Source organism: Mesorhizobium sp. YM1C-6-2, assembly GCF_003666685.1.
Lineage (GTDB): Bacteria > Pseudomonadota > Alphaproteobacteria > Rhizobiales > Rhizobiaceae > Mesorhizobium_K.
Map to the genome: position 1 here is coordinate 638710 of NZ_RCIZ01000001.1, position 22131 is coordinate 660840.

At 66.4% G+C, this 22131-nt stretch carries 23 protein-coding genes; 14 read left to right on the forward strand and 9 right to left on the reverse strand.

The window, feature by feature from the left end; translation table 11 throughout:
• The first annotated feature begins 418 nt into the window (after window positions 1-418).
• From D8676_RS03120 to D8676_RS03135, 4 genes are read left to right on the forward strand one after another with little or no spacing between them, the layout of a single operon-like run.
• Window positions 419-949, forward strand: a complete 531-nt coding sequence (locus D8676_RS03120) for an NUDIX hydrolase (RefSeq protein WP_121579351.1) — start codon at window positions 419-421, stop codon at window positions 947-949.
• Window positions 946-1815 carry a hypothetical protein gene (locus tag D8676_RS03125; protein WP_147448142.1) on the forward strand — a complete coding sequence of 290 codons (870 nt, stop codon included), beginning with the start codon at window positions 946-948 and terminating at the stop codon, window positions 1813-1815. The genes D8676_RS03120 and D8676_RS03125 overlap by 4 nt, the downstream gene beginning before the upstream one ends.
• Entirely contained in the window at window positions 1812-2909 is a 1098-nt protein-coding gene (locus tag D8676_RS03130) for a carboxynorspermidine decarboxylase (protein WP_121579731.1), read from the forward strand. Before D8676_RS03125 ends, D8676_RS03130 begins: the two co-directional genes overlap by 4 nt.
• 39 nt (window positions 2910-2948) lie before the next feature.
• A complete protein-coding gene (locus D8676_RS03135) occupies window positions 2949-4184 on the forward strand; it encodes a saccharopine dehydrogenase family protein (protein WP_121579353.1) in 1236 nt (411 codons plus the stop codon).
• Window positions 4185-4497: 313 nt separating this feature from the next.
• Here the strand turns inward: D8676_RS03135 and D8676_RS03140 are convergent, their stop codons facing one another.
• Together D8676_RS03140 and D8676_RS03145 are read right to left on the reverse strand one after the other, a co-directional pair.
• Window positions 4498-4884: a carboxymuconolactone decarboxylase family protein gene (locus D8676_RS03140; RefSeq protein ID WP_121579354.1), complete on the reverse strand. Its 387-nt coding sequence runs from the start codon at window positions 4882-4884 to the stop codon at window positions 4498-4500.
• 103 nt (window positions 4885-4987) lie between these two features.
• Window positions 4988-5887: an NAD(P)-dependent oxidoreductase gene (locus D8676_RS03145; RefSeq protein WP_245426539.1), complete on the reverse strand. Its 900-nt coding sequence runs from the start codon at window positions 5885-5887 to the stop codon at window positions 4988-4990.
• Window positions 5888-6039: 152 nt separating this feature from the next.
• Here D8676_RS03145 and D8676_RS03150 point away from each other — a divergent pair, with 152 nt between their 5' ends.
• The gene (locus tag D8676_RS03150; protein ID WP_121579355.1) at window positions 6040-6969 is read left to right on the forward strand and encodes a LysR substrate-binding domain-containing protein; all 930 of its coding nucleotides are present in this window, start codon (window positions 6040-6042) and stop codon (window positions 6967-6969) included.
• An 85-nt stretch (window positions 6970-7054) separates the two neighbouring features.
• Window positions 7055-7660 (forward strand): TetR/AcrR family transcriptional regulator, encoded by a 606-nt coding sequence (locus tag D8676_RS03155; protein ID WP_121579356.1) that lies wholly within the window; start codon window positions 7055-7057, stop codon window positions 7658-7660.
• Between the two features lie 15 nt (window positions 7661-7675).
• On the opposite strand, the gene D8676_RS03160 is transcribed toward D8676_RS03155, so the two are convergent.
• The 7 genes from D8676_RS03160 to D8676_RS03190 are packed head-to-tail and all read right to left on the reverse strand — an operon-like array spanning window position 7676 to window position 13799.
• Complete coding sequence (locus tag D8676_RS03160) at window positions 7676-8251, reverse strand: cysteine hydrolase (protein ID WP_121579357.1); 576 nt, start codon at window positions 8249-8251, stop codon at window positions 7676-7678.
• A 27-nt stretch (window positions 8252-8278) separates the two neighbouring features.
• Window positions 8279-9169 (reverse strand): MBL fold metallo-hydrolase, encoded by an 891-nt coding sequence (locus D8676_RS03165; protein ID WP_121579358.1) that lies wholly within the window; start codon window positions 9167-9169, stop codon window positions 8279-8281.
• Window positions 9166-10230, reverse strand: coding sequence for a branched-chain amino acid ABC transporter permease (locus D8676_RS03170; RefSeq protein WP_121579359.1), 1065 nt, complete (start codon window positions 10228-10230; stop codon window positions 9166-9168). Before D8676_RS03170 ends, D8676_RS03165 begins: the two co-directional genes overlap by 4 nt.
• Window positions 10227-11111 carry a branched-chain amino acid ABC transporter permease gene (locus tag D8676_RS03175; RefSeq protein ID WP_121579360.1) on the reverse strand — a complete coding sequence of 295 codons (885 nt, stop codon included), beginning with the start codon at window positions 11109-11111 and terminating at the stop codon, window positions 10227-10229. The genes D8676_RS03170 and D8676_RS03175 overlap by 4 nt, the downstream gene beginning before the upstream one ends.
• Window positions 11111-11875, reverse strand: coding sequence for an ABC transporter ATP-binding protein (locus D8676_RS03180; RefSeq protein WP_121579361.1), 765 nt, complete (start codon window positions 11873-11875; stop codon window positions 11111-11113). The genes D8676_RS03175 and D8676_RS03180 overlap by 1 nt, the downstream gene beginning before the upstream one ends.
• On the reverse strand, window positions 11872-12591 hold the full coding sequence (locus D8676_RS03185) for an ATP-binding cassette domain-containing protein (protein ID WP_121579362.1): 720 nt from the start codon (window positions 12589-12591) through the stop codon (window positions 11872-11874). Before D8676_RS03185 ends, D8676_RS03180 begins: the two co-directional genes overlap by 4 nt.
• 32 nt (window positions 12592-12623) lie before the next feature.
• The gene (locus D8676_RS03190) at window positions 12624-13799 is read right to left on the reverse strand and encodes an ABC transporter substrate-binding protein (protein ID WP_121579363.1); all 1176 of its coding nucleotides are present in this window, start codon (window positions 13797-13799) and stop codon (window positions 12624-12626) included.
• A 214-nt stretch (window positions 13800-14013) separates the two neighbouring features.
• Here D8676_RS03190 and D8676_RS03195 point away from each other — a divergent pair, with 214 nt between their 5' ends.
• The 8 genes from D8676_RS03195 to D8676_RS03230 all read left to right on the forward strand — a co-directional run bounded on the left by D8676_RS03195 (window position 14014) and on the right by D8676_RS03230 (window position 22114).
• Window positions 14014-15270: an aminopeptidase gene (locus tag D8676_RS03195; protein WP_121579364.1), complete on the forward strand. Its 1257-nt coding sequence runs from the start codon at window positions 14014-14016 to the stop codon at window positions 15268-15270.
• Window positions 15271-15374: 104 nt separating this feature from the next.
• Window positions 15375-16892, forward strand: coding sequence for a peptidase S10 (locus D8676_RS03200; RefSeq protein WP_121579365.1), 1518 nt, complete (start codon window positions 15375-15377; stop codon window positions 16890-16892).
• A gap of 127 nt (window positions 16893-17019) precedes the next feature.
• Window positions 17020-17955, forward strand: a complete 936-nt coding sequence (locus tag D8676_RS03205; protein WP_121579366.1) for a glycine betaine ABC transporter substrate-binding protein — start codon at window positions 17020-17022, stop codon at window positions 17953-17955.
• On the forward strand, window positions 17955-18623 hold the full coding sequence (locus tag D8676_RS03210; protein WP_183096951.1) for a L,D-transpeptidase: 669 nt from the start codon (window positions 17955-17957) through the stop codon (window positions 18621-18623). The genes D8676_RS03205 and D8676_RS03210 overlap by 1 nt, the downstream gene beginning before the upstream one ends.
• A gap of 26 nt (window positions 18624-18649) precedes the next feature.
• Window positions 18650-18961: a hypothetical protein gene (locus D8676_RS03215; protein ID WP_121579368.1), complete on the forward strand. Its 312-nt coding sequence runs from the start codon at window positions 18650-18652 to the stop codon at window positions 18959-18961.
• 137 nt (window positions 18962-19098) lie between these two features.
• Window positions 19099-20271, forward strand: a complete 1173-nt coding sequence (locus tag D8676_RS03220) for an ROK family transcriptional regulator (RefSeq protein WP_121579369.1) — start codon at window positions 19099-19101, stop codon at window positions 20269-20271.
• Window positions 20268-21032, forward strand: a complete 765-nt coding sequence (locus tag D8676_RS03225) for an ATP-binding cassette domain-containing protein (RefSeq protein ID WP_121579370.1) — start codon at window positions 20268-20270, stop codon at window positions 21030-21032. Before D8676_RS03220 ends, D8676_RS03225 begins: the two co-directional genes overlap by 4 nt.
• Window positions 21033-21073: 41 nt before the next feature.
• Window positions 21074-22114: a sugar ABC transporter substrate-binding protein gene (locus D8676_RS03230; protein ID WP_121579371.1), complete on the forward strand. Its 1041-nt coding sequence runs from the start codon at window positions 21074-21076 to the stop codon at window positions 22112-22114.
• Window positions 22115-22131: the final 17 nt, after the last annotated feature.

A 22131-nucleotide genomic window follows, 5' to 3' on the forward strand; every position in this document is an offset into this window, starting at 1 on the left:
GCCGGACGGCGTCTTGCAGGTGACATTGCGTCGCCTTGAAGTAGCCGGCACAAGCGACTAGGTTAGGGGCATGTGCATGGAGACGTTCATCAGGGTTTCGAGGCTTGCCGGAGAAGGACGTGTCCTTTCCCGGAGCAGGCTCTCCGCCTCTGAATTCCGCACCTAACTACTGCTCCGGGATTTTCAGAAAAATTATGCGGTTCATTCCTGCGGCGCCGTGCGTCGCACCAATGGAGCGTAACATGAGAATTTCCCGTTTAAGGCGCATTTGTCTTTCCTGCAGCCGCCTCTTGCCGAGAGCGGCTTCCCGGTGTCCCTGGTGCATCGTTTCGGCCGTCGTGCCGTCGTCCTGGGCCGATCAGCCGGAACCCCACCGCCGTCCGGCCGCGCACCCGCCTGTTCTGTCGCAGGTGCTGCTATGAAGGCGCGCAATCGGCAGGCCCTTGCGACCGGACAGCCTGACGTCGCAAGGCAGTACGCAGCCGTGCCCTGGCGCATGAGGGGCGGCTTCCTCGAGGTGATGCTGGTGACGTCGCGTCGCCGCGGCCGGTGGATCGTGCCGAAGGGATGGCGTGTGAAGGGCCGCTCGCCTTCGGAGTCGGCCGAACGCGAAGCCTTCGAGGAGGCGGGCGTGATCGGCCATGTCGGCACCGAGCCGATCGGAAGCTACCACTACTCCTGGCCGGGCGAGGACGGCTCACGCGAGCTACGCTACGTGACCGTGTTCGGTCTGCACGTCCTGGGCACCCTGGTCGACTGGCCGGAAAAGGGTCAGCGCAAGCGGATGTGGTGGCCGCTCGATGCGGCCTGCGAGGCGGTCGCGGAACCGGGGCTGGCTGAGCTACTCAGGTCCCTGAGCTCGCATTCCGGCAGCGCCGGGCGATCGGTCCTGACAGGCCCCTCCGCGCGACAGGTGAAGTCCTATCATTTCCGGCAGGCGACGGCATGAGTATGTCGGCTGATCCGGTACTGCTGGTCGCTTGGCACACGGGAGCGCTGATGGAGGGCGACCTTGCCTCGGCGCTCATGTGCGATGCGAATGACATACGCGTGCTGCTCGACGTTCTCGATGGCGAGGCAGGCCGCGGGGCAAGTCCGCTGCCGTTCTCGCTGCCGCCGCGCGCGCGTGTCGGGGCAGCGATTTCCTACGCCCTGCACGACCGGGCCGGCCTGTCGCTGGCGAGTGCCGCGGACGTCGTCGCCAAGTCGATGAAGATCTGCGATTCGATCCTGGCGACGCTGGATTTCTTTCCGTCCGCGAAACGGCTTTTTACCGAGCGTGCCGGAAAGCGCGACTGGCGCGACGAGCGCGATCCGCTCGTCCTCTTCGCGCCGCATGCGAGCGAGGAACTGCCGGTTCCGGCGATCGACGAATACATCGACGTCATCGATGGACGGCGTATCGTCTGGAGGAAGCCCCGCCGCGACGCATACGAGCTCGCCTGTGAGCTGCATCGTCTTTCCGATGCCACGATGCGGCAGAATACGCCCGAGCTGCAGCAGGAACTCCTTGCGATCCTCGGCCGTCTGCGCGAACCTGCGGACCACACCGCCGAGTGGATCGGGATCGTCGACGACCGCGGCTTCCGCCCGCGCCCGGACCGCTTCGCGGATTTCACCCCGTTCCTGCGCAGGGGCGTCGAACTTTCCGGCGACGCCTCGCGCTTCACGGAGGCCTGCCGGACGCGGATTTCGGTGAACGTTTCACTGGCCGCAAGATCGATGAAACGGCGCCTCCTCGGACTTCCCGTCAACGATCCGCTGGAGCTTTCCGCTCCCCGACAACGCTCAGAAGAACCGATGCCATGCACCTGATCCAGACGCCGCATTATCTGATCGACAAATCCAGGCTGCTCCGCAACCTGGAGCGCATCGCCTATCTGCGCGAGAAGTCCGGCGCCAAGGCACTGCTTGCTCTCAAATGTTTCGCCACTTGGTCGGTGTTCGATTTCATGCGTCCCTACATGGACGGCACCACGTCGTCGTCCCTGAACGAGGTGCGGCTCGGGCGGACGCGGTTCGGCGGCGAGACCCATGCCTACAGCGTCGCCTGGGCCGACCACGAGATCGACGAGGCGATCACCCACGCCGACAAGATCATCTTCAACTCGATCGGCCAGCTCGACCGCTTCAGCGCCCGCGCCGGCGGCATCGCATGCGGGCTGCGGCTCAACCCCGGCGTCAGTTCGTCCAGCTTCGACCTTGCCGACCCGGCGCGGCCCTTCAGCCGGCTCGGCGAGTGGGAGCCCGGCAAGGTGGAGGCCGTGCTCGACCGCATCAACGGCTTCATGATCCACAACAATTGCGAGAACGAGGATTTCGGCCTGTTCTCCAGGATGCTGGATCAGATCGAGGAGCGGTTCGGGGAACTGCTGCGCTATGCCGACTGGGTGAGCCTCGGCGGCGGCATCCACTTCACGGGCGAAGACTATCCGCTCGACGCGCTCTGCGACCGTCTGCGTGCGTTTTCCGACCGCTTCGGCGTGCAGGTCTATCTCGAGCCTGGCGAGGCGGCGGTGACGGAAAGCACCACGCTCGAGGTCACCGTGCTCGACACGCTCTACAACGGCAAGCATCTCGCTGTGGTCGATTCCTCGATCGAGGCGCACATGCTCGACCTGCTGATCTACCGCGAGGAAGCGACGATCGAGCCCAACGAAGGCGCTCATGAATACATGGTCTGCGGCAAGTCGTGCCTGGCAGGCGACGTGTTCGGCACCTTCCGTTTCGAGCACCCCCTGAAGGTCGGTGACCGCATCTCGGTCCAGGATGCCGCCGGCTACACGATGGTAAAGAAGAACTGGTTCAACGGCGTGCGGATGCCCTCCATTGCCATCCGCGAGCTCGATGGAACGGTCCGGACCGTCCGCGAATTCGGCTACGCCGATTACGAAGCGAGCCTTTCCTGAGGCTCCGCAATCCCAGCAAGAAGGAAAACCTCCCCCGAAATGAAGAAACACGTCCTTATCATCGGCGCCGGCGGCGTCGCCCAGGTCGTCGCGCACAAATGCGCGCAGAACAACGATGTGCTCGGCGACATCCACATTGCTTCGCGCACGCTCGCCAAGTGCGAAGCGATCGTCGCGTCCATCCATGAGAAGAAGGCTCTCAAGGTCGATGGCAAGCTGGAGGCGCACGCGCTCGATGCTATGGACGTGGAGGCGACCAAAAAGCTGATCGAAAGTACGGGCGCGCGGATCGTCATCAACGTCGGCTCGGCATTCCTGAACATGTCGGTGCTGTCGGCCTGCATAGGTACCGGCGCTGCTTATATCGACACCGCCATCCATGAAGATCCCAGGAAGGTGTGCGAGGCGCCGCCCTGGTACGCCAACTACGAGTGGAAGCGTCGCGAGGAATGCGAGAAGGCGGGCGTCACGGCGGTTCTCGGCGCCGGCTTCGACCCGGGCGTGGTGAACGCCTACGCGCGGCTTGCCAGGGACGAGTATTTCGACCGGATCGATTCCATCGACATCATCGACATCAACGCCGGAAGCCATGGACGGTACTTCGCTACGAACTTCGATCCGGAGATCAACTTCCGCGAGTTCACCGGCCAGGTGTGGTCATGGCAGGACGGCAAGTGGACCTCCAACAAGATGTTCGAGGTCGGCAAGGAGTGGGACCTGCCGGTTGTCGGCAAGCAGAAGGCCTATCTGACCGGCCATGACGAAGTGCATTCGCTGTCGCAGATCCTCGGCGTGCCGAACGTGCGCTTCTGGATGGGCTTCGGGGACCACTACATCAACGTCTTCAACGTGCTGAACAATCTCGGCCTGCTTTCCGAGCGGCCGGTGACGACGGCCGAAGGCGTCGAGGTTGTCCCGCTCAAGGTGGTGAAGGCAGTGCTGCCCGACCCGTCGTCCCTGGCTCCCGGCTACACCGGCAAGACCTGCATCGGCGATCTCGTCAAGGGCGTGAAGGACGGCAAGGAGCGCGAGATATTCATCTACAACGTCGCCGACCACAAGGAAGCGTTCGAAGAGGTAGGCAGCCAGGGCATCTCCTATACGGCCGGCGTGCCGGCGGTCGCGGCCGCCATGCTGATCGCGACCGGCGAATGGGATGCCGGGAAGATGGTGAACGTGGAGGATCTGCCGGCGCGGCCGTTCCTCGAGCTGCTCGGCCGGATCGGGCTGCCGAGCCACGTCCGCGAGGCGGACAGCGACACGCCGATCGGCTGACCTTTCGCCCGGCGCACTCGCCGCGCTCGACCGGCTATCGCCGGAACGGTGCGGCGGGGCTCCGGCCGAGCCACGGCGATCCCCAGCGCCGGCTCAGGCCTTCTGCGCGTCGACTTCGGCGAAGGCTTCGCGCGCGATACGGGCCGTTCCTCGAGCTGCTCGGCCGGATCGGGCTGCCGAGCCACGTCCGCGAGGGTGACAGCGACACGCCGATCGGCTGAGCTTCGCCCGGCGCACCCGCCGCGCTGGACCGGCTATTGCCGGAACGGCGCGGCGGGGCTCCGGCCGAGCCCCGGCGATCCCCAGCGCCGGCTCAGGCCTTCTGCGCGTCGACTTCGGCGAAGGCTTCGCGCGCGATGCGGAAGGAATCGACGCCAGCCGGCACGCCGGCATAGATCGCGACCTGCAGCAGGACCTCGCGGATCTCGTCCCTGCTGACGCCGTTCTTCAGCGCGCCCTTTACATGCAGCTTCAGTTCGTGCGGGCGGTTGAGGCAGCTCAGCATCGCGAGGTTCAGCATCGAGCGCGTCTTGCGCGGCAGTTCTTCGCGGCCCCACACCGCGCCCCAGCAATATTCGGTCACGAGCTCCTGCATCGGCCGGTTGAAGTCGTCAGCGGCGGCGAAGGATTTCTCGACATAGTCCTTGCCGAGCACTTCCTTGCGGATGGCGAAGCCGCGTTCGAAAACGTCGTTGGTCATGAGGTCACTCCTGTTTGGCAGATGATTGAGGTTGTCTGGCGCCGCCGGGATTTCTGTCCAGGCGTGGCCCTTCGGGATTGATCCGCCGCGGTTGTCACCGCGTTCAGGCGCGGATTTCCACGCCGGCCCATTCCTCGACGATCTTCACCATCGAGGTGAAATCGGAATCCGGGCCGAAGCGCGCATTGGTCGCCGCCAGCATCTGCCGCACGAGCGAGCCCGCCACCATCGGCACGCCGAGCGTCTCCGCCTCGTCCACGCAGAGGCGGACATCCTTGTAGGCGAGGGCGGTCGAGAAGCCGAAGTCGAAGGTGCCGGGCAGCACCGCGCGGGGGAACTTGTCCTGCGTGGCGCTGTTGCGGCCGCTCGACGCGTTGATGATGTCGCACATCACCTTCGGGTCGAGTCCTGCCTTGACGCCCATCGCCAGCGCTTCGGCCGAAAGCAGGATGACGGCCGCGCCGATCATGTTGTTGCCGAGCTTGGCGACCTGGGCGGTCCCGGCGGTTTCCCCGCAGAAGAACTGCCGTCCGAAATTGGCGAGGATCGGCTCGATTTCCCGGTAAATGGCTTCGCCGCCCGAGATCATCACCGCCAGCGTGCCGTTGGTGGCCCCGGCTATGCCGCCGGACACCGGCGCATCGACCCAGGCGATTCCTTTGCCGGAGAGTTCCTTCGCGATCGTGGCGGCCATGCTCGGCCCCGTGGTCGAGAGATCGACGACGACGCGCACCTTGGAGCCCTGCGCAATTCCCTTTGCCCCCAGCACCACCTCGCGGACGATCGCCGGGGTCGGCAGGCTGCAGAACACGATCTCGGCCTGCGACGCGACCTCTTCCGGCGACGAGAGTGGGATCACGGAATCGCGGCCGATGTCGGCGGCGGCGCCGGCGCGCGCATCGTGCACGAACACGCGATGGCCGGCGTCGGCAAGCCGTCGCGCCATTGGACCGCCCATCCGCCCGAGCCCGATGAAACCAAGCGTCTCGTGTTGCACCGGCATGTCTCCTAGGCACTGTCCTTTGCCCCTGGACGGGGATCGCCGGCCAGCTTAGTCGTCCAGACGGGCTTGGATAAGCGTCAAACACGGCATAACAGCTTTGCAGCCGGAGCCGGTGCAGGCTCCACCCGGAGAATGTCGCGGAAAGCCTATCGATGTTTGACCTCAGACAGCTCCAGCTCTTCAACGCGGTCGCCGAATTCGGGAGCTTCTCGCGTGCCGCTGTCGCCCTTTCGGTCAGCCAGTCGGTCATCAGCCGCCAGATAAAGGCGCTCGAGGAGGAACTCGGCGTCTCGCTCCTCTACCGCAACGGCCGCGGCATCGTGCTGACCGAGGCGGGCAAGCTGCTCGAGAACTATGCGTCGGCCATACTGGAACAGGCTTCCCGCGCGACGACCGAGCTTGCGGCCCTGCGCTCCAACCCCAGGGGCACCATCGTGATCGGCATGCCGCCTTCGGTCGGCGTCGTGCTGACGCCGCCGCTTGTGCGCAATTTTCGCGAGGCGTTTCCACAGATCAGCATGCGTCTGGTCGAAGGCTTCAGCGGCCATCTGCTGGAGTGGCTGGTGATGGGCAAGATCGACGTCGCTGTCCTCTACAATGCTCCCCGCATGAACAATCTCCTGGCCGAGCCGCTCCTGCGCGACGAGCTTTTCCTGCTCGGCGCGAAGGACGATCCCTGCGCCCTGGGAGAGGGGCCGGTCGAAGCCTCGATGCTGGCAGAGCTGCCGATGATCCTGCCGGCGCGCCCGCACGGGCTGCGACTGCTTCTCGACCAGGTCCTGGGCGCGGCCGGGATAGAACCGAGGATCGACCTCGAGGTCGAGGCGATGCCCTCCACGCTGCGCCTCGTCGAAAGCGGCATCGGCTACACGATCCTGTCCTATTCCAGCGTGCATCACCTGGTGGCGGAGGGACGCATCAACTACTGGCGCATCCGCAATCCCTCCATCGAGCGGGAACTTCTGCTGGCGACATCGAGCCAGCGGCCGACGACCATCGCGATCCACGCCCTGACGGCGCAGATCAGGGAAGAGGTGAAGACCCTGCGCAAGCTGGGCGTCTGGGAGCCGGCGGCGGAGTGACTGCATCGCGCCGGCGGCCTGTCCGGCTTGAACCTTGGCCCCGAAATGTCTACGCCAGAACAGGCAGCGGTTCGAAGGTGAAGGCATGGTGCAGGTCAAGAAGGCGGAGGTGCGCGATGCGATCCTCGAGGCCGCGACACAGCTCTTTTTTGAAAAGGGCTATGTCGGCACGTCGACCAACGAGATCGGCCAGCGCGCCGGCGTCGCCCCTTCCGCGATCTACACCTATTTCGACACCAAGCTCGACCTGTTCTACCAGGTGTACAGCCCGTGGCTGAAGTCGCGCCTCGACCGGCTGGAAGGCGAGCTGAAGGCGGTCGACGGGCATCGCGCCAAGGTTCGCCGCATCGTCGAGACGATCTGGCGCGACATCCCCAACGAGCAGAATTTCTTCGCCAACAATCTGATGCAGGCCGTCTCCACGGCGACGCCCGCCGACCATTACAGCGGCGAGTTGCTCGAGTGGTGCGAGCAGCATGTTGCCCGCATGCTGAAGGCCGCCGAGCCGAAGCCGCTGCATGGGCTGACGCATTATGTCAGCCTGGCGCATGTGCTCTTCATGTCGTTCAACGGCTTCGTCACCGGCGCCTATCTGGGCGTACGGGGCGACAAGACCGTGCCGGCCATCGACGCGATGACCGATCTCATCGTCAGCGCACCGTCGCCCGACCTGAAGCAGGTGAAGGGCTGACCGGCCGCGCTGCCGTCAGAACGTCATCTCGTCGAGATTCCTGACGTCGGCCAGCATCGCCATGGCCGCGAAGGAGGCTTCGGCCGCCGCGGCGTTCGCCGTTGCGCAGCAGTCCCGCACCATGGTGACGGCATAGCCGAGGTCGGCCGCGTGCCTGACCGTATGCTCGACCGAATATTGCGTGGCGAGCCCGGCGACGGCGACGTCGGAGACGCCGCGCCCGCGAAGGATGTCCTCCAGCCCGGTGCCGTGGAAGGCGTTGTTGCAGATGTGGATCAGCGCCACGTCATCAGGCGCGGGCTCGAAGCCCTGCAGGGGCGCTGCGCCCCATGATCCCCGTTTCAGCGCACCGAGTTCCCCCGCTGCCCTGAACAGCCTCGCATTGCGCGGCAGGTCGGAATAGTCCGGCTGGAAGGCGATGTGCACATGCGCGATCAGCCAGCCCGCCTCGCGCGCTCGCGCGATCAGCGTCCTCGCCCGGTCGAGGAAGAGGGCGGGCGCCGCCGCCGACCGGTCGACCGCGAAAGGGATCAGCCCGTCGGGGTGGCAGATGTCGTTCTGGAAGTGCAGCGCGATCAGCGCCTTCGTCATTCTGGCCTCACGGCGTTCGGGCAGGATTCAGGATTTGTCGGCGAAATAGCGTATGGCGAAATCGATCCATTCGGGCGCTTCCCAGTCCGGATGCTCGGCGCGCACCTTCGGCCCCAGCGTGGCGACGATATCGTCTTTACCCTTGCCGGATTTCAACTCTGCCGCCACCCTCGGCCCGAGGTCGAGCATGTAGCCGCGCACGGCGGCAAGAATTTCAACGCCGCCGATCGACCCGTGGCCCGGCACGACGATCCTTGGTTTCGCCGCCTCTATCGAAGCGAGGACGCGCATCCAGTTGTCGGCGTCGATGTCGGCGTCATCGGGCGGAAACCAGGGGAAGATCGGGAAGATGCGTTCCTCGGCGAGGTCGCCGACGAAGACGACGCCCGCGTCGGGAACGCTGACCACCTGGTCGCCTTTGGTGTGAGCAAGGCCGTAGGTGCTGAATTCCACCGTACGGCCGCCGAGGTCGATCGTCTTCGTCGCGCCGTCATAGACTTCGTCCGGCATGACGATCTCGGTGCCTTCGAGCGCGCCGGCGACGCCAGGGCCGAAGGTGCGGAACATGCCGAGATAGGCCGCGCCCTTGGCGGCGAGTTCGTCGCGCTGGGCGGCGTTGTAGACGATCTCGGCCTCGCCCTTGAAGGCCTGGGCGCCGAAACCGTGCTCTGGGTGGAAATGGGTCAGCGTCAGGATCAGCTTGCGGCCGCCGGCCAGGCGCTTCGCCGCCGCCAGCACCTTGCGCCCGTTCTCCGGCCCCATGCCGGTGTCGACGACGAGTGCCGCATCCTTGCCGAGCACGATGCCGATATTGGGCACCAGCGGCACGCGGCGGTCGCCGATGACATGGACGCCCGGCGCGACCTCTGTCAGCGCTTCGGGATCGACCTTGGGCGGCGGCGGCAGATTGTCGGTCATTGCGGTTTCCTCGGCTGGGTTTCAGTCGTTGGTGTTGCAGGCCCGAAGGGCCAGGAGATCTCGCGCCCGCCGGCAATGCCGTTCGGGCGGAAGAGGATGATGAGGAGCATCAGCAGAGCGAGCAGCGCGTCGCCGAGTCCGCCCGGCGCGGCGATGGTCATGTCGCCCACGGTGACGCCGATCTCGGCGAGGCGCATCAGTTCGGTCAGCAGCGTGATCACGATCGCGCCGGCGACCGCGCCGGTTAGGCTGCGCATGCCGCCGATCACCAGCATGGCGATGATGAGGAAGGTGAGGTCGAGATAAAAGGTCTCGACCCTGACCGTGCCGAGGAAATGCGCGAGCAGCACGCCGGCGATGCCCGAGACGAAGGCGCTGATGACGAAGGCGGCGAGCCGGTGCGAGACCATGTGGACGCCGGACGCCGCCGCCGCCACCTCGTCCTCTCGCGAGGCCCTGAGCAGCAGGCCCGAGCGCGATTCCTGGTGCAGGAAGGCAACGACGATGGCCGCGACCGCCCAGCCGGCGGCCGTCCACAGGCCGACATAGATCGGCAGGCCCATCAGCGAGTTCTGCCCGCCGGTGACCGAGGTCCAGTTGCCGAGCACGACATAGCTGACGACGAGGATCGCGAAGGTCGCGATGCTCGCGGAGATGCCGGAGAGCCGCATCAGCGGAAAGCCGGCGACCAGCGCGACCAGCGCCGCCGCCGCGCCGCCTGCGAGCGCGCCTGCGAGCCCCGGCCATTCGGTTGCGGCGAGAAAGGCTGGCAAGTCGGGCAGGAAGACGCCCTTGGCCGCCGCCGGCATGGTGAGCAGGGCGGAAACATAGGCGCCGATCGCCATGAAGGCGACGTTGCCGAAGGAAAGCACGCCGGAATTGCCGACGAAGACATAGAGGCCGACCACGGCGACGAGATTGATCAGCCCCTGCGTGATGCGCCTCTGGACGACGGTCGGCGCGAATTCGGCAGCACCCGCGAGCGCGAGAACGACCGCGATCAGGATGAGCAGCGGCACGATGCGGCCGCCGTCGAAGATGGCGCTTCCGCGCGTGCTCATATCCGCTCCTTGAGGCCGCGCGCCGGGATCAGCCCCTGAGGCCGGACGACGAGCACGACGGCTACCGCCAGGAACAGGAACGCTTCGCGAAACACGCGAAGCTCCGGCGGCAGCAGCGCCTGCAGCAGTATGGTCGCGACGCCGACCAGGAAGCCGCCGAAGGCAGCGCCCGGCAGGCTGCCGAGCCCGCCGATGACGGTGCCGACGAAGGCGATGATGACGAGCTGCAGCCCCATGCGCGGCTGCACCAGCCCGGTCTGCGCGACGAAGAGGCAGGCGACCGCCGCCGCGAGCAGGCCGCTGATCGCGAAAGCGGTTGCGATGACGCGGTTGGCGCGGATGCCGAGCACCTCCGCCATGCGGAAATTCTCCGCCGCGGCGCGCATTTCGAGACCGAGCCGTGTCGACTTGAGGAACCAGGTCGTCGCCACCAGAAGCACGACGCTGACCAGGATGGTGACGAGCTGGAGAAGCTGCAGCCTGACGCCGGCGATCTCCACCTGTCGCGCCAGCGCCGACAGGAAGTCGACGCCCTTCGGCCGCGAGCCGACCAGCATGATCATCGTCTTCTCGATGAAGAAGCTCACCGCGAAGGAGGCGATCAGCAGCGTCGCCGGATCGGCGCCGCGCAGCGGGCGGAAGGCGGTGCGTTCGATGAGCAGGGCGAGCAGTACGGCGCCGACAACCGCACCCAGCACCGCGAGCGCTGCCGACTGCGCGAAGAAGAGAAGCACGGCGTAGCCGGCGATCATGATGAGCTGCGCATGGGCGAAGTTGATCAGCCGCATGACGCCGAAGATCAGCCCGATGCCGAGCGCGGTGAGCGCATAGAGGCCACCCACGCTGACGGCGTCGACCAGCACCTGGATCGCCTGCCCCATCATGCCGCGCCCGCTGTCGGAGTCATGGCGACGCCGAAATAGGCGGCGTCGAACGCTTCGTGCCGCCCGATCTCTTCCGGCGTGCCGGTCAGCGTGAAGACGCCGCGGCTCATCACGCAGGCGCGGTCGGCAAGCGCGAAGGCGCGCGCCGCGTTCTGTTCGACGACCAGCAGCGCGACGCCCTGGGCGCGTATCTGCCCGAGCAGCTCGTAGACCTTGTCGACGATGGTCGGCGCGAGGCCGAGCGACGGTTCGTCGAGCATCAGCAGACGCGGCTTCGACAGCATCGCCCGCGCGATTGCCAGCATCTGCTGTTCGCCGCCGGAGAGTTGCCCGGCCGGCTGGTCGCGCCGCTCGCCGAGGATGGGGAAATCAGCGAAGACGCGGTCGATGTCGGCCGCGACCGAAGCGTCTCGCCTCGGCGTCGCACCGAGCCGCAGATTCTCCATCACGGTCAGGCTGCCGAAGATGTTGCGTCCCTCCGGCACCAGCGCGATGCCCTGGCGGACGACGTCGGAAAGGGCCAGCCCGGCAAGCGGCCTGCCGCTCACCTCGACGGTCCCCGCCGACGGACGCACGATGCCGGCGATCGCCGAAAGCAGCGAGGTCTTGCCGGCGCCGTTCGGCCCGACGATGGCGACGGCTTCGCCGGCACCGATGCGGAGGTCGACGCCCTGCACGGCGGCGATGCCGCCATAGCGGACGACGAGGCCGCAGACTTCGACCAGGCTGTCGCCGGAAGGCTTGTCGGAATGGTCCGTCATGCCGCGGTGCTTCCGAGATAGGCGGTGCGCACCGCCGGGTCGGCCCTGATCTCGTCGGGCCGCCCGGATGCGATGGTCCTGCCGCCGCCGAGCACGTGGATGCGGTCGCAGAGGCTCATCACCAGCGCCATGTTGTGCTCGATGACGAGTATGCCGCAGCCGTGGCGTTCGCGGATCGACAGGATGGCGCGCTTCAGTTCCTCGGCCTCAGCCGCCGCCAGGCCGGCCGCCGGCTCGTCGAGCAGCAGGAAGCGCGGCTCGAGCGCCAATGCCCGTGCCAGGCCGGCGCGGCGCTCCTCGCCGTAGCTCAGCGCGCTCGCCGGCTGCGCCGCGCGGTGGAGAAGGTCGAAATCGGCGAGCAGGGCAAGCGCCCGCCGCCTCGCCTCGGCGCGGCCGAGGCCCCGTCCGACCAGCCCGACCTCGACATTCTCGGAAACGGTGAGGCCGCGAAACAGCCGCACGGCCTGGAAGCTGCGCACGATGCCCGCTCGCGCGAAGGCGCCGGGCTTGCGGCCCGTCATCTCGGTCCCGGCAAGCCGGATCGCGCCGGCATGCGGGCGCTGGAAGCCCGACAGTATGTTGACCAGCGTGGTCTTGCCGGCGCCGTTCGGCCCGATCAGGCCGAGCACCTCGCCGGGTGCGATGGCGAGCGACACGTCGTCGTTCGCCACCAGCCCGCCGAAGCGGACGGATACACGCTCGGCCGCAAGCTCCAAGGCGCCGCCTCCCACGTCTGCAGGCGATACTGTCAGAACTGCGGGAACTTCTCGACCGAGAAACGCCCTTCCGCCGCGAATTTCCCGTCCTGTACGCCGATGATCGACATCGGCCGCGTCGTCGCGATGTGGAGGTCTTCGGTCCAGGTCGTCGGCCCGACAACCAGCGGTTCCTTGTCGAATGTGTTCAGCACCGCCGCGACCTTGTCGCCGTCGAGCGAACCGGCCTTGTTGGCCGCCTTCGCCCAGGCCTGGACGGCGGAGTAGCCGCGCAGGCCGTAGGAGACGTCGGCCTTCTTGCCGTATTTCTTCTCGAAGCGCTCGAAGAAGGCGTTCACCTCGGGGTCCGGGTCGTCGCCATATTTGGAGCCGTAGTTGACGACGTAGAAATTGCTGAGGTCGGGCACGCTGCCGATCCAGTAGTCGCCGTCCATGGACTCACCGGTGAGGATCGCCGCCTCTATGCCGGCGGCGCGCATCTGGCGGATGGCGCTCGGGCCGCCCGGCGCGTAGGAGCAGAGGAACACGACGTCCGGCTTCTCGGCCAGGCTGGTGATGCGGGTCACCTGCGCGGCGACCGAGGCGTCGCCGTTGAGGAACGTGTCCTCGCCGAGCAGGCCTTCGGCGCCGGCCACTTCCTTCCAGCGCTCGGCGAAGCTGCCGCACAGCGACTTGGTGTAGGAGATGGTGTTGTCGAGCAGGACGTAGGCCTTCTTCCAGCCCTTGGTGTTGTAAGCCCATTCGGCCATCAGCGCACCCTGCGCCTGGCCGGCGTTGGAGAGCGAATAGGCGAGCGGTCCGACGCCCTGGACGCCGAATTTCGGATCGGAGGCCGCCGAGAACGCGATGACGTTCTTCTGCTGCGCGACGAAGGCGCCCGGTGCGCCGAAGTCGAAGTCGGACGGGAAGAGGATCGCTTTGGCCCCCTTGTCGATGACGTCGATCGCGCCGTCCGCCCCGAGCGGCGGTTCGGACTTGTTGTCGAACTCGACGATCTCGATCGGCTGGCCGAGCACGCCGCCCGCCGCATTGATGTCGTCAACGGCGAGCTTGGCGCCGGCGATCGTGTCGGCGTCGATCGGCTGGAACCAGCCGCTGAAGGACATGACCAGACCGAAGACCGGCTTGTCCTGCGCCTGGGCGGACGATGTAACGAAAGAAGCGGCGGCCATCATGCAGCCGGCCGCCAGCAAACCATGCTTCTTCATGTTGAAGCTCCCATGTTCCCCTGTTTGGACCCGGAAGGATTATCGTTCCCTCCTGGGCTCAAAACAGAATGGTATTCACTTTTGAGCCGACTGCAAGAGGCAGTGTCGCGGCAACGGGCCTGCGATTGACAAAAATCCGCTTGATTGTGACTTGCTGAATGGTGCCCGATCGCGCAAGCACGTCGACACCAACAGCATCCGCAGGACGAAACACATGACCACTCATGCCCCGAACGTCACGGCCCAGATCGATCCAGCGAAGCTCGACCGGCTGGCGGAGGTGGCCGTCAGGGTCGGCCTGAACCTGCAGCCGGGCCAGGATCTGCTCCTCACCGCGCCCGCCGCCGCCCTGCCCCTGGTGCGGCGGATCGCCAGGCACGCCTACGAGGCCGGCGCCGGTATTGTTACCCCGATCCTGTCCGACGAGGAGATCACGCTCAACCGCTACCGCTTCGCGCCGGACGCCAGCTTCGACCGCGCGCCGTCCTGGCTCTTCGAGGGAATGGCGAAGGCGTTCTCGGCCAACACCGCCCGCCTCGCCATCGTCGGCGACAATCCGATGCTCCTCTCGGGCGAAGACCCGGAAAAGGTCGCGCGCGCCAACAAGGCAAACTCGATCGCCTACCAGCCCGCCCTGGAGAAGATCGCCGGCTTCGACATCAACTGGAACATCGTCGCCTATCCCGGTGTCTCGTGGGCGAAGCAGGTCTTCGCGGACGACGAGGAGAGTGTGGCGGTGGCGAAGCTGGCCGAGGCGATCTTCTCCGCCTCGCGGGTCGACGTCGCCGACCCGGTCTCGGCATGGCAGGACCACAACAAGGCGCTGCAGGGCCGCACTGGATGGCTGAACGGCGAGCGGTTTGCCGCGCTCCACTATACCGGCCCAGGCACCGACCTGACGATCGGCCTCGCCGACGGCCATGAGTGGCAGGGCGGCGCCTCGGTCGCCAAGAACGGCATCGTCTGCAACCCCAACATCCCGACCGAGGAGGTCTTCACCACCCCGCATGCGCTGAGGGTCGAGGGCCATGTGTCGAGCACCAAGCCTCTGTCCTACCAGGGCACGCTGATCGACGAGATCTCGGTGCGTTTCGAGGCGGGCCGCATCGTCGAGGCGAAAGCCGCGCGCGGCGAGGCCGTACTGAACAAGGTGCTGGACACCGACGACGGCGCGCGTCGCCTCGGCGAAGTGGCGCTGGTGCCGCATTCGTCGCCGATCTCGAAGAGCGGCATCCTCTTCTTCAACACGCTGTTCGACGAGAACGCCTCGTGCCACATCGCACTCGGCCAGTGCTATTCGAAGTGCTTCGTCGGCGGCGACAGGCTGACGCCGGAGCAGATCGCCGCGCAGGGCGGAAACAAGAGCCTCATCCACATCGACTGGATGATCGGCTCGAACCGGATCGACATCGATGGGGTCCGCGCGGACGGCAGCCGGGTGCCGGTCTTCCGGCAGGGCGAGTGGGCCTGAGCGATCGGCCGTCGAAGCGTCGCCTAGGAACGGACACGATGCTGTGACTTGGTGGGCGCGGTCGGCGTGATACCTTTCTGCCGTCGCCTCCAACGGAAGCCGTGATGCCGTCCATCGTGAGAAACGTCGCCCTCGCCCTCCTGCTGCTTGCCGGCGGCCTTGCGCCCGTACATGCGGATCCGCGGGAAAGGCCGGCGCCGACCGGCGGCGTCCTCTCGCTGCTCCCGGCCCCCAAGACCACCGACCATTCGCTGACGCTTGCCGGCCAGACGATGCGCTACCAGGCGACCGCCGGCACGCTGTCGCTGCTGGCGGGCGATGGCGCCGTCACCGCGGAAATCTTCTACGTCTCTTATGAGATGCCCTCCCGGGAAACCCCTGCCGACGCAGCGCAGCGTCCGGTCACCTTCGTCTTCAACGGCGGTCCGGGAGCGGCTTCCGCCTATCTCCATCTCGGCGCCCTCGGTCCGCGCATCATAGCGACGGCCCCGGACGGAGCCTTCCTGCCGTCACCGCAGAAACTCGTCGACAATGCGGACACCTGGCTCGACATGACCGACCTGGTCTTCGTCGACCCGGTCGGCACGGGTTACAGCCGCATGGCTCCCGGCCAGGAAAACCGCGATTTCTGGGGCGTCGACAAGGATGCTTCGTCGATGGGCGCCTTCATCCGCCTCTATCTCGCCAAGACCGGCCGCACCGGATCGCCGGTGTTCCTGGCCGGCGAAAGCTACGGCGGCTTCCGTGCCGCGCTGCTTGCCCGCACGCTGCAGGAGGATGTCGGCATCAGCCCGGCCGGCATCGTGCTGATCTCGCCGGCGCTCGAATTCATGCTGGTGCGCCCCGACCAGTTCGATCCGCTCCACTGGGCGCTCGAACTGCCCTCCCTCGCGGCTGTCCGCCTGGGCAGCGAAGGCGTCTCCGGTCGGGCCTTGCGGGAGCGGCTGCGGGAGGTCGAGGACTATGCGCTCGGCGACTACCTCTCGGCGCTCGCCGGAGGCCTCGAGCAGGGCGGTCGGCTGGCGAGCCAGCGCGTTGCCGACATCACCGGCCTGCCGCTCGACCTCGTCCAGCGGAACTTCGCGCGCATTCCGACATCGCTCTTCGCCAGGGAGTTTGCGCGCAGCAAGGGCAACGTGCTCAGCCCCTATGACGGCATGATTGCCACGGCCGACATCGCGCCGGAGAGCGCCCGCCTCTCCGGCCCCGACCCGGTTCTCGACCGCAGCGTGCCGGTGCTCACCTCCGCCTTCACCGACTATGTCCGCGACGAGCTGAATTTCCGCACCGACATCTCCTATCGGCTGCTCAACGGCGAGATCAGCGGCAACTGGGACTATGGGACCAGCCCCTCCCGTCAGGGCTATGCCGGCGTCATGAACGATCTCCAGCGCGCGCGTTCGCTCAACCCTTCGCTACGGGTGCTGATCGTCCACGGCTACACAGATCTGGTCACGCCCTACATGTCGTCGCGCTATCTCGTCAGCCAGCTTCCCACGCTTCCCGGTGCCCGGCCGATCCGTCTCGACACGGTCGAGGGCGGGCACATGATGTATTTCAGGCACGACGGCCGCGAGGCGCTGAAGGAAGCGGCGTCGGAGCTCTATCTGTCGACCCAGTAGGTCCGCGCCACAACTTGTGGGAACCCCCACGCAACTTTGACTTGGCATTGCCGAGATCACCGCTAAGATGGATGGTGGGGGTATCGGCGAATGACGCATGGAGGGATGCGGCTTGGTTCTTCGACGGATGCTCCTCGCGGCAGGCACGGTCCTGTCGCTCACCGGGTCGTCATTTGCGGCCGATATGGTGATCGCGATGCCGAACTGGCCATCGGGCCAGGCTGCGGCCAATATCCTGAAACTGGCGATCGCCGAGAAATTCCATCTTGACGCCGAGGTGCGCGAACTCGGCACGATGCTCGCCTTCGCCGGCATGGAGACCGGCGAGGTCGATGTCGTCCCGGAAGTGTGGCGTCCCAATTTCGACGATCTCGTCAAGCGCTACGGCCAGGATGGCAGCAAGACCGTCGTGCTCGGCGAGCGCGCGGTGCCGGCATGGCAGGGCCTGTGCGCGACGCAGGACGCCGCGGCCGCCGGCATCAAGGATGTCGCCGACCTGAGCGATCCGGCCAAGACCGCCGTGCTGGATACCGATGGCGACGGTCAGGGCGAGGTATGGATCGGCGCCACGACCTGGAAGTCGACCGGCATCGAGCGGGTGCGCGCCAACAGCTACGGCTATGCAAAGACCGTTACCTTGGTCGAGGCCGAGGAAGACGTCGCCATGGCCGCGGTGGACGCCGCCGTGGCGACCGGCCGGCCGATGGTGTTCTACTGCTACGAGCCCCACCATGTCTTCAAGCTGCACGACGTGGTGCGCCTCACCGAACCCGCCTACGACCCGGCCAAATGGAACATCGTCGCCCAGTCCGACGACCCGCTCTGGATATCGAAGTCCAGCGCGCCGGTCGCCTGGGGTCCCGTCGAGTTCCACGTCGCCTGGTCTTCCGGTTTCGCCAAGAAGCATGCCGATGTGGCGGCATTCCTCGAGAAGGTGGATTTCAAGCCGGACGAGATATCGGCGATGAGCTACGCGCTGCAGGTCGACCGGCAGCCGGCGGCTGATTACGCCAAGGCCTGGGTCGAGCAGAACAAGGGCCGCATCGAGGAATGGGGGCAGTGATGGCTGGGATCAACAGACGCCGGCTGCTCTTTGGCGCAACCCTGCTCTCGGCCTTCGGCTTGAGCACGGTCGCCTCGGTCGCCGATACGGAAATCTATGACGCCAAGACGCGCAAATGGGTCAAGTACGACCGCGCGACAGCGCGCAAGATGTTTGCCCGCAACGGGCAGCCGCCCGAGGCGTTCCGCATGCAGATGGTGAAGTTCCGCACCGCTGAAAAGCCGGGCACCATCATCATCGACGGCAACCAGCATTTCCTCTACCTCGTCCAGCCCGGCCACCAGGCCATCCGCTACGGCATCGGCGTCGGGCGGGAAGGTTTTGGCTGGGCCGGCATCGTCAGGGTCGGCCGCACGGCAGAATGGCCGACATGGACGCCGCCGGCCGAGATGGTGGCGCGTGATCCGAACGCAGCCAAATGGGCAGGCGGCCAGCCCGGCGGACCGGACAATCCGCTCGGCGCCCGCGCGCTCTATCTCTACGAGGGCGACCGGGACACGATCTACCGCATCCACGGCACGCCGGAGCCATGGACCATTGGCCTCGACGTCTCGTCCGGCTGCATCCGCATGAACAATGACGACATCGTCGATCTGCATTCGCGCATCAACGTCGGCGCAAAGGTGATCGTGCTGATGCAAGGCGCGGCGCTCTACAAAGGCGTCTAGCTCAAATTCCCGGAGGAGGGGAAACGATGCCTGCACTGGAAACATCGATTGTCTTGAAAGCGCTGGCGGCCGCGGCGCTGCTGGCGGCGGCCGGATGCCAGTCCTCGTCGCCGGAGCCGCAGCAGATGGCGCGAACCACCTTGCAGACCGCTCCTGCCGACCTGCAGCTGCTCTGCGCCAATGCGGTCGCGACCCAGACCGGCGCCGCATCGGACAAGGTGCTGCCCGTCAATTCGCGCCAACTCGACGCCACCTCCTTCCAGGTGGAACTGGACGCGGCCGGCAAGCGACATTCCTGCGTTGTCGACAATGACGGCAACGTGAAGTCGGTCACCTGACGGCTGGATTCCGCTCCGCGCGGGCTGCACCGGCATCCCCGTCATCGGAGAGGCCGCGCAGCCTGCCGCAGATTTCTGAAATCCATTTGACTAAATGATCATGCGGTGTAACCTTACCTTGGGAGAGGGCAGCACGCGTGGTACTCAGAGGCACAAACCAGGAGTTCACACGGCCGTATAACCGGCGCATCGTGCTGGAGTCCGTGCGCCTGCACAGCCCGACGACGCGCAGCGAGATCGCCGCCCGAGTGGGGCTGACGGTGCAGACCGTGTCCACCATCGTCCGCGAGCTGGAAGAGCAGAAATACGTCGTCTCCTTCCGCGAGGACCCGAAGGGGCGCGGGCTGCCGCCCTCGCTTCTGCGCATCAATCCCGAAGGCGGTTTCGCGATCGGCGTCCACATGACCCCGATCGGCCTCCACGCGGCCCTCGTCGACCTGAGCGGGAACGTCGTCGCCAGCCGGCACCACCCGGTGGCGAATGCCTCGCCGGCTGCGGCCTTCGAGATCATAGGCGGGATGGTTCCGGAACTGATCGCGCTCAGGCCGCAGGGACGCATGCTCGGCATCGGCATGGCGCTGCCCGGTCCGTTCGGGGTCGAGTCGATGAGCTTCGTCGGGCCGACGACGATGACCGGCTGGGAAGGTGTTTCGATCACCGAGAGCCTGGTCGAGCTGACCGGCCTGCCGGCCTTCCTGGAGACCGACATGGCGGCCGCCGCGCTCGGCGAGCAGCTCTACGGCCTCGGCCAGCACTATCAGGAATATTATTACCTCTTTTTCAGCGTCGGGCTCGGTGGCGCGGTGGTCCATGAGGGCCGCGTGATGCGCGGCGCCTGGGGCAATGCCGGCGAGATCGGCCACATTCCGGTCGTGCCGGCGGGAGAGGCCTGTCCTTGCGGCAATCACGGCTGTCTCGAGCGCTATCTTTCGCTCGATGCGCTCAGGCGTTCGGGGCTTAGTCAGGCGGGCTGGATCGAGGCCGTGGCGCCGGTCTTCCGCAGCGCCATCACGACCATCGAGAACCTATTCGACCCGGAGACCGTCGTGCTTGGCGGGATGGCGTCGGCGGAGCTGCTCGACGGGCTGGCGGCGCTGGCCGCCGAATTGCCCAACTCGATCGCCGCGCGGCGCGATCGCAAGACGCCGCGCGTCGTCGTCGGCCGCGGCGGCGAGCACGCGGTGCTGCGCGGAGCGGCGGCGCTTGCCGTGTCAGGCGTGCTTTCGCCCCGCTTCGGCCAGATGTTCGCCGGCGAACGCGATCGGCACGTCCTCGATGCGGGTTCTGATGGGGGAGAGGTCGCTGCATGACGACGCCATTGCTCGTGCTCGAGGACATCCGCAAGAATTTCGGCGCCATCGAAGCGCTGAAGGGCATCAGCTTCACGATCGGCAAGGGCGAGGTCGTCGCGCTGCTCGGCGACAACGGCGCCGGCAAGTCGACGCTGGTCAAGATCATCTCGGGCGGCCTCGAGCCGACGTCGGGCAGGATGCTCTTCGAGGGCGAGGAGTTCCTGGCCAGGTCGCCTGCCGAAGCCAAGGCGGCCGGCATCGAGACCGTCTACCAGGACCTCTCGCTCTGCACCAATGTGGACGTGGTCGCGAACTTCTTCATGGGCCGCGAGATCACGCGCAAAAGGCTCGGCATTCCGATCCTGGACGAGCGCGCCATGGAGCGCGAGACGGCCAAGGCGCTGTCCAATGCCGGCACGCGCATCCCCTCGCTACGCACCAATGTCGAACACTTGTCCGGCGGCCAGCGGCAGGCGATTGAGCTCAACCGCTTCGTGCACTGGGGCGGCAAGCTGGTGCTGCTCGATGAACCTTTCGCTGCGCTCGGCGTCGAGCAGACACGGCGCGGCCTCGACATGATCCGCCAGGTCGCCGCGCAGGGCATCGGCGTCGTCATCATCACGCACATCATGCAGCAGGCGTTCCAGGTCGCCGACCGCATCGTCGTGATCCGCCAGGGCGTCGTCGCGGGCGACGTGGCGCGTTCGAAAACCAGTCCCGACGCGGTGGTCTCCATGATCACCGGGGAGGCCCTTGCCGGCGCCGGACCGGCAGGCTGAGGGACAAAAAGGGGAACCGGTACAACAGGAGGAAGAAGAACATGAAGCGAATACTCTTATCCATGTTCGGCGTTCTGGCATTGGCGGCTGCCATGCTGACGCCGGCCTTTGCCCAGTCCAAGGGCGTCGTTTACTACCTCGTCCCGACCTTGCTCGATGAGTTTCAGACCGGCTCGGTGAGCGCGCTGGAGATGTTCCTGAAGCAGGTCGGCTACGAGACGAAGACGTTGAACGCCGACAACAAGACCGACGCGCAGCAGTCGCAGATGAACGACGTGATCGCTCTGAAGCCTGCCGCCATCGTCCTTGCGGCGGTCGACTTCAATGCCCTCAAGCCGTCGATCGAGGCGGCGCGCGCCGCCGGCATCCCGGTCGTCGAGTTCGATCGCCAGATCACCTCGACGCCCTCCGACTTCACTTCGGTGGCGGGCACGATCGAGATCGGCCATGTCGCGGCCGAGCAGGCGCAGAAGCTGCTGACCGCCAAGAACGGCTCGGTGAAGGGCAAGATCCTGCAGGTGCTCGGCGATCCCGGCGATCCCTACACGCTCGACATCCAGAAGGGTTTCGAGGAGAAGATGAAGGCCTTCGCGGAGGTCACCATCGTCTCGCATCCCGCGATGCAGTGGGAAGCCAGCAACGCCGGCACGATCGTCGCCGACCAGCTCGTCGCCAATCCCGACATCGACCTGATCTTCAACCACGCGGCGCATCTCTCCGTGGCTGCCGTCGCCTCGCTCGAGGCGGCCGGCAAGAAGCCTGGCGACATCATGATGATGAGCTCCAACGGAGCGCCTGTCGGTCTCGACCTGATCCGCAAGGGCTGGCTGAACGTCGAGGTGGAGCAGCCGCTCTATGCGCAGGCGGCGGCCGTCGCCATGTTCATGGACAAGGTGGTCAACAAGCAGGAGATCAAGGCCGGCGACTACGACGTGCTCGGCCTGCCGTCGGTCGTGACCATCGAAGCCTGGGGTCCGAACATCAAGATCCCGGGCGCCGCCATCGACAAGGACAACGTCGACAACCCGGCCTTCTGGGGCAACATGAAGCCGCCTTCCGACACGGTGAAGTCGGTGGAGTGAGGCGTGCGCTCCGGGCG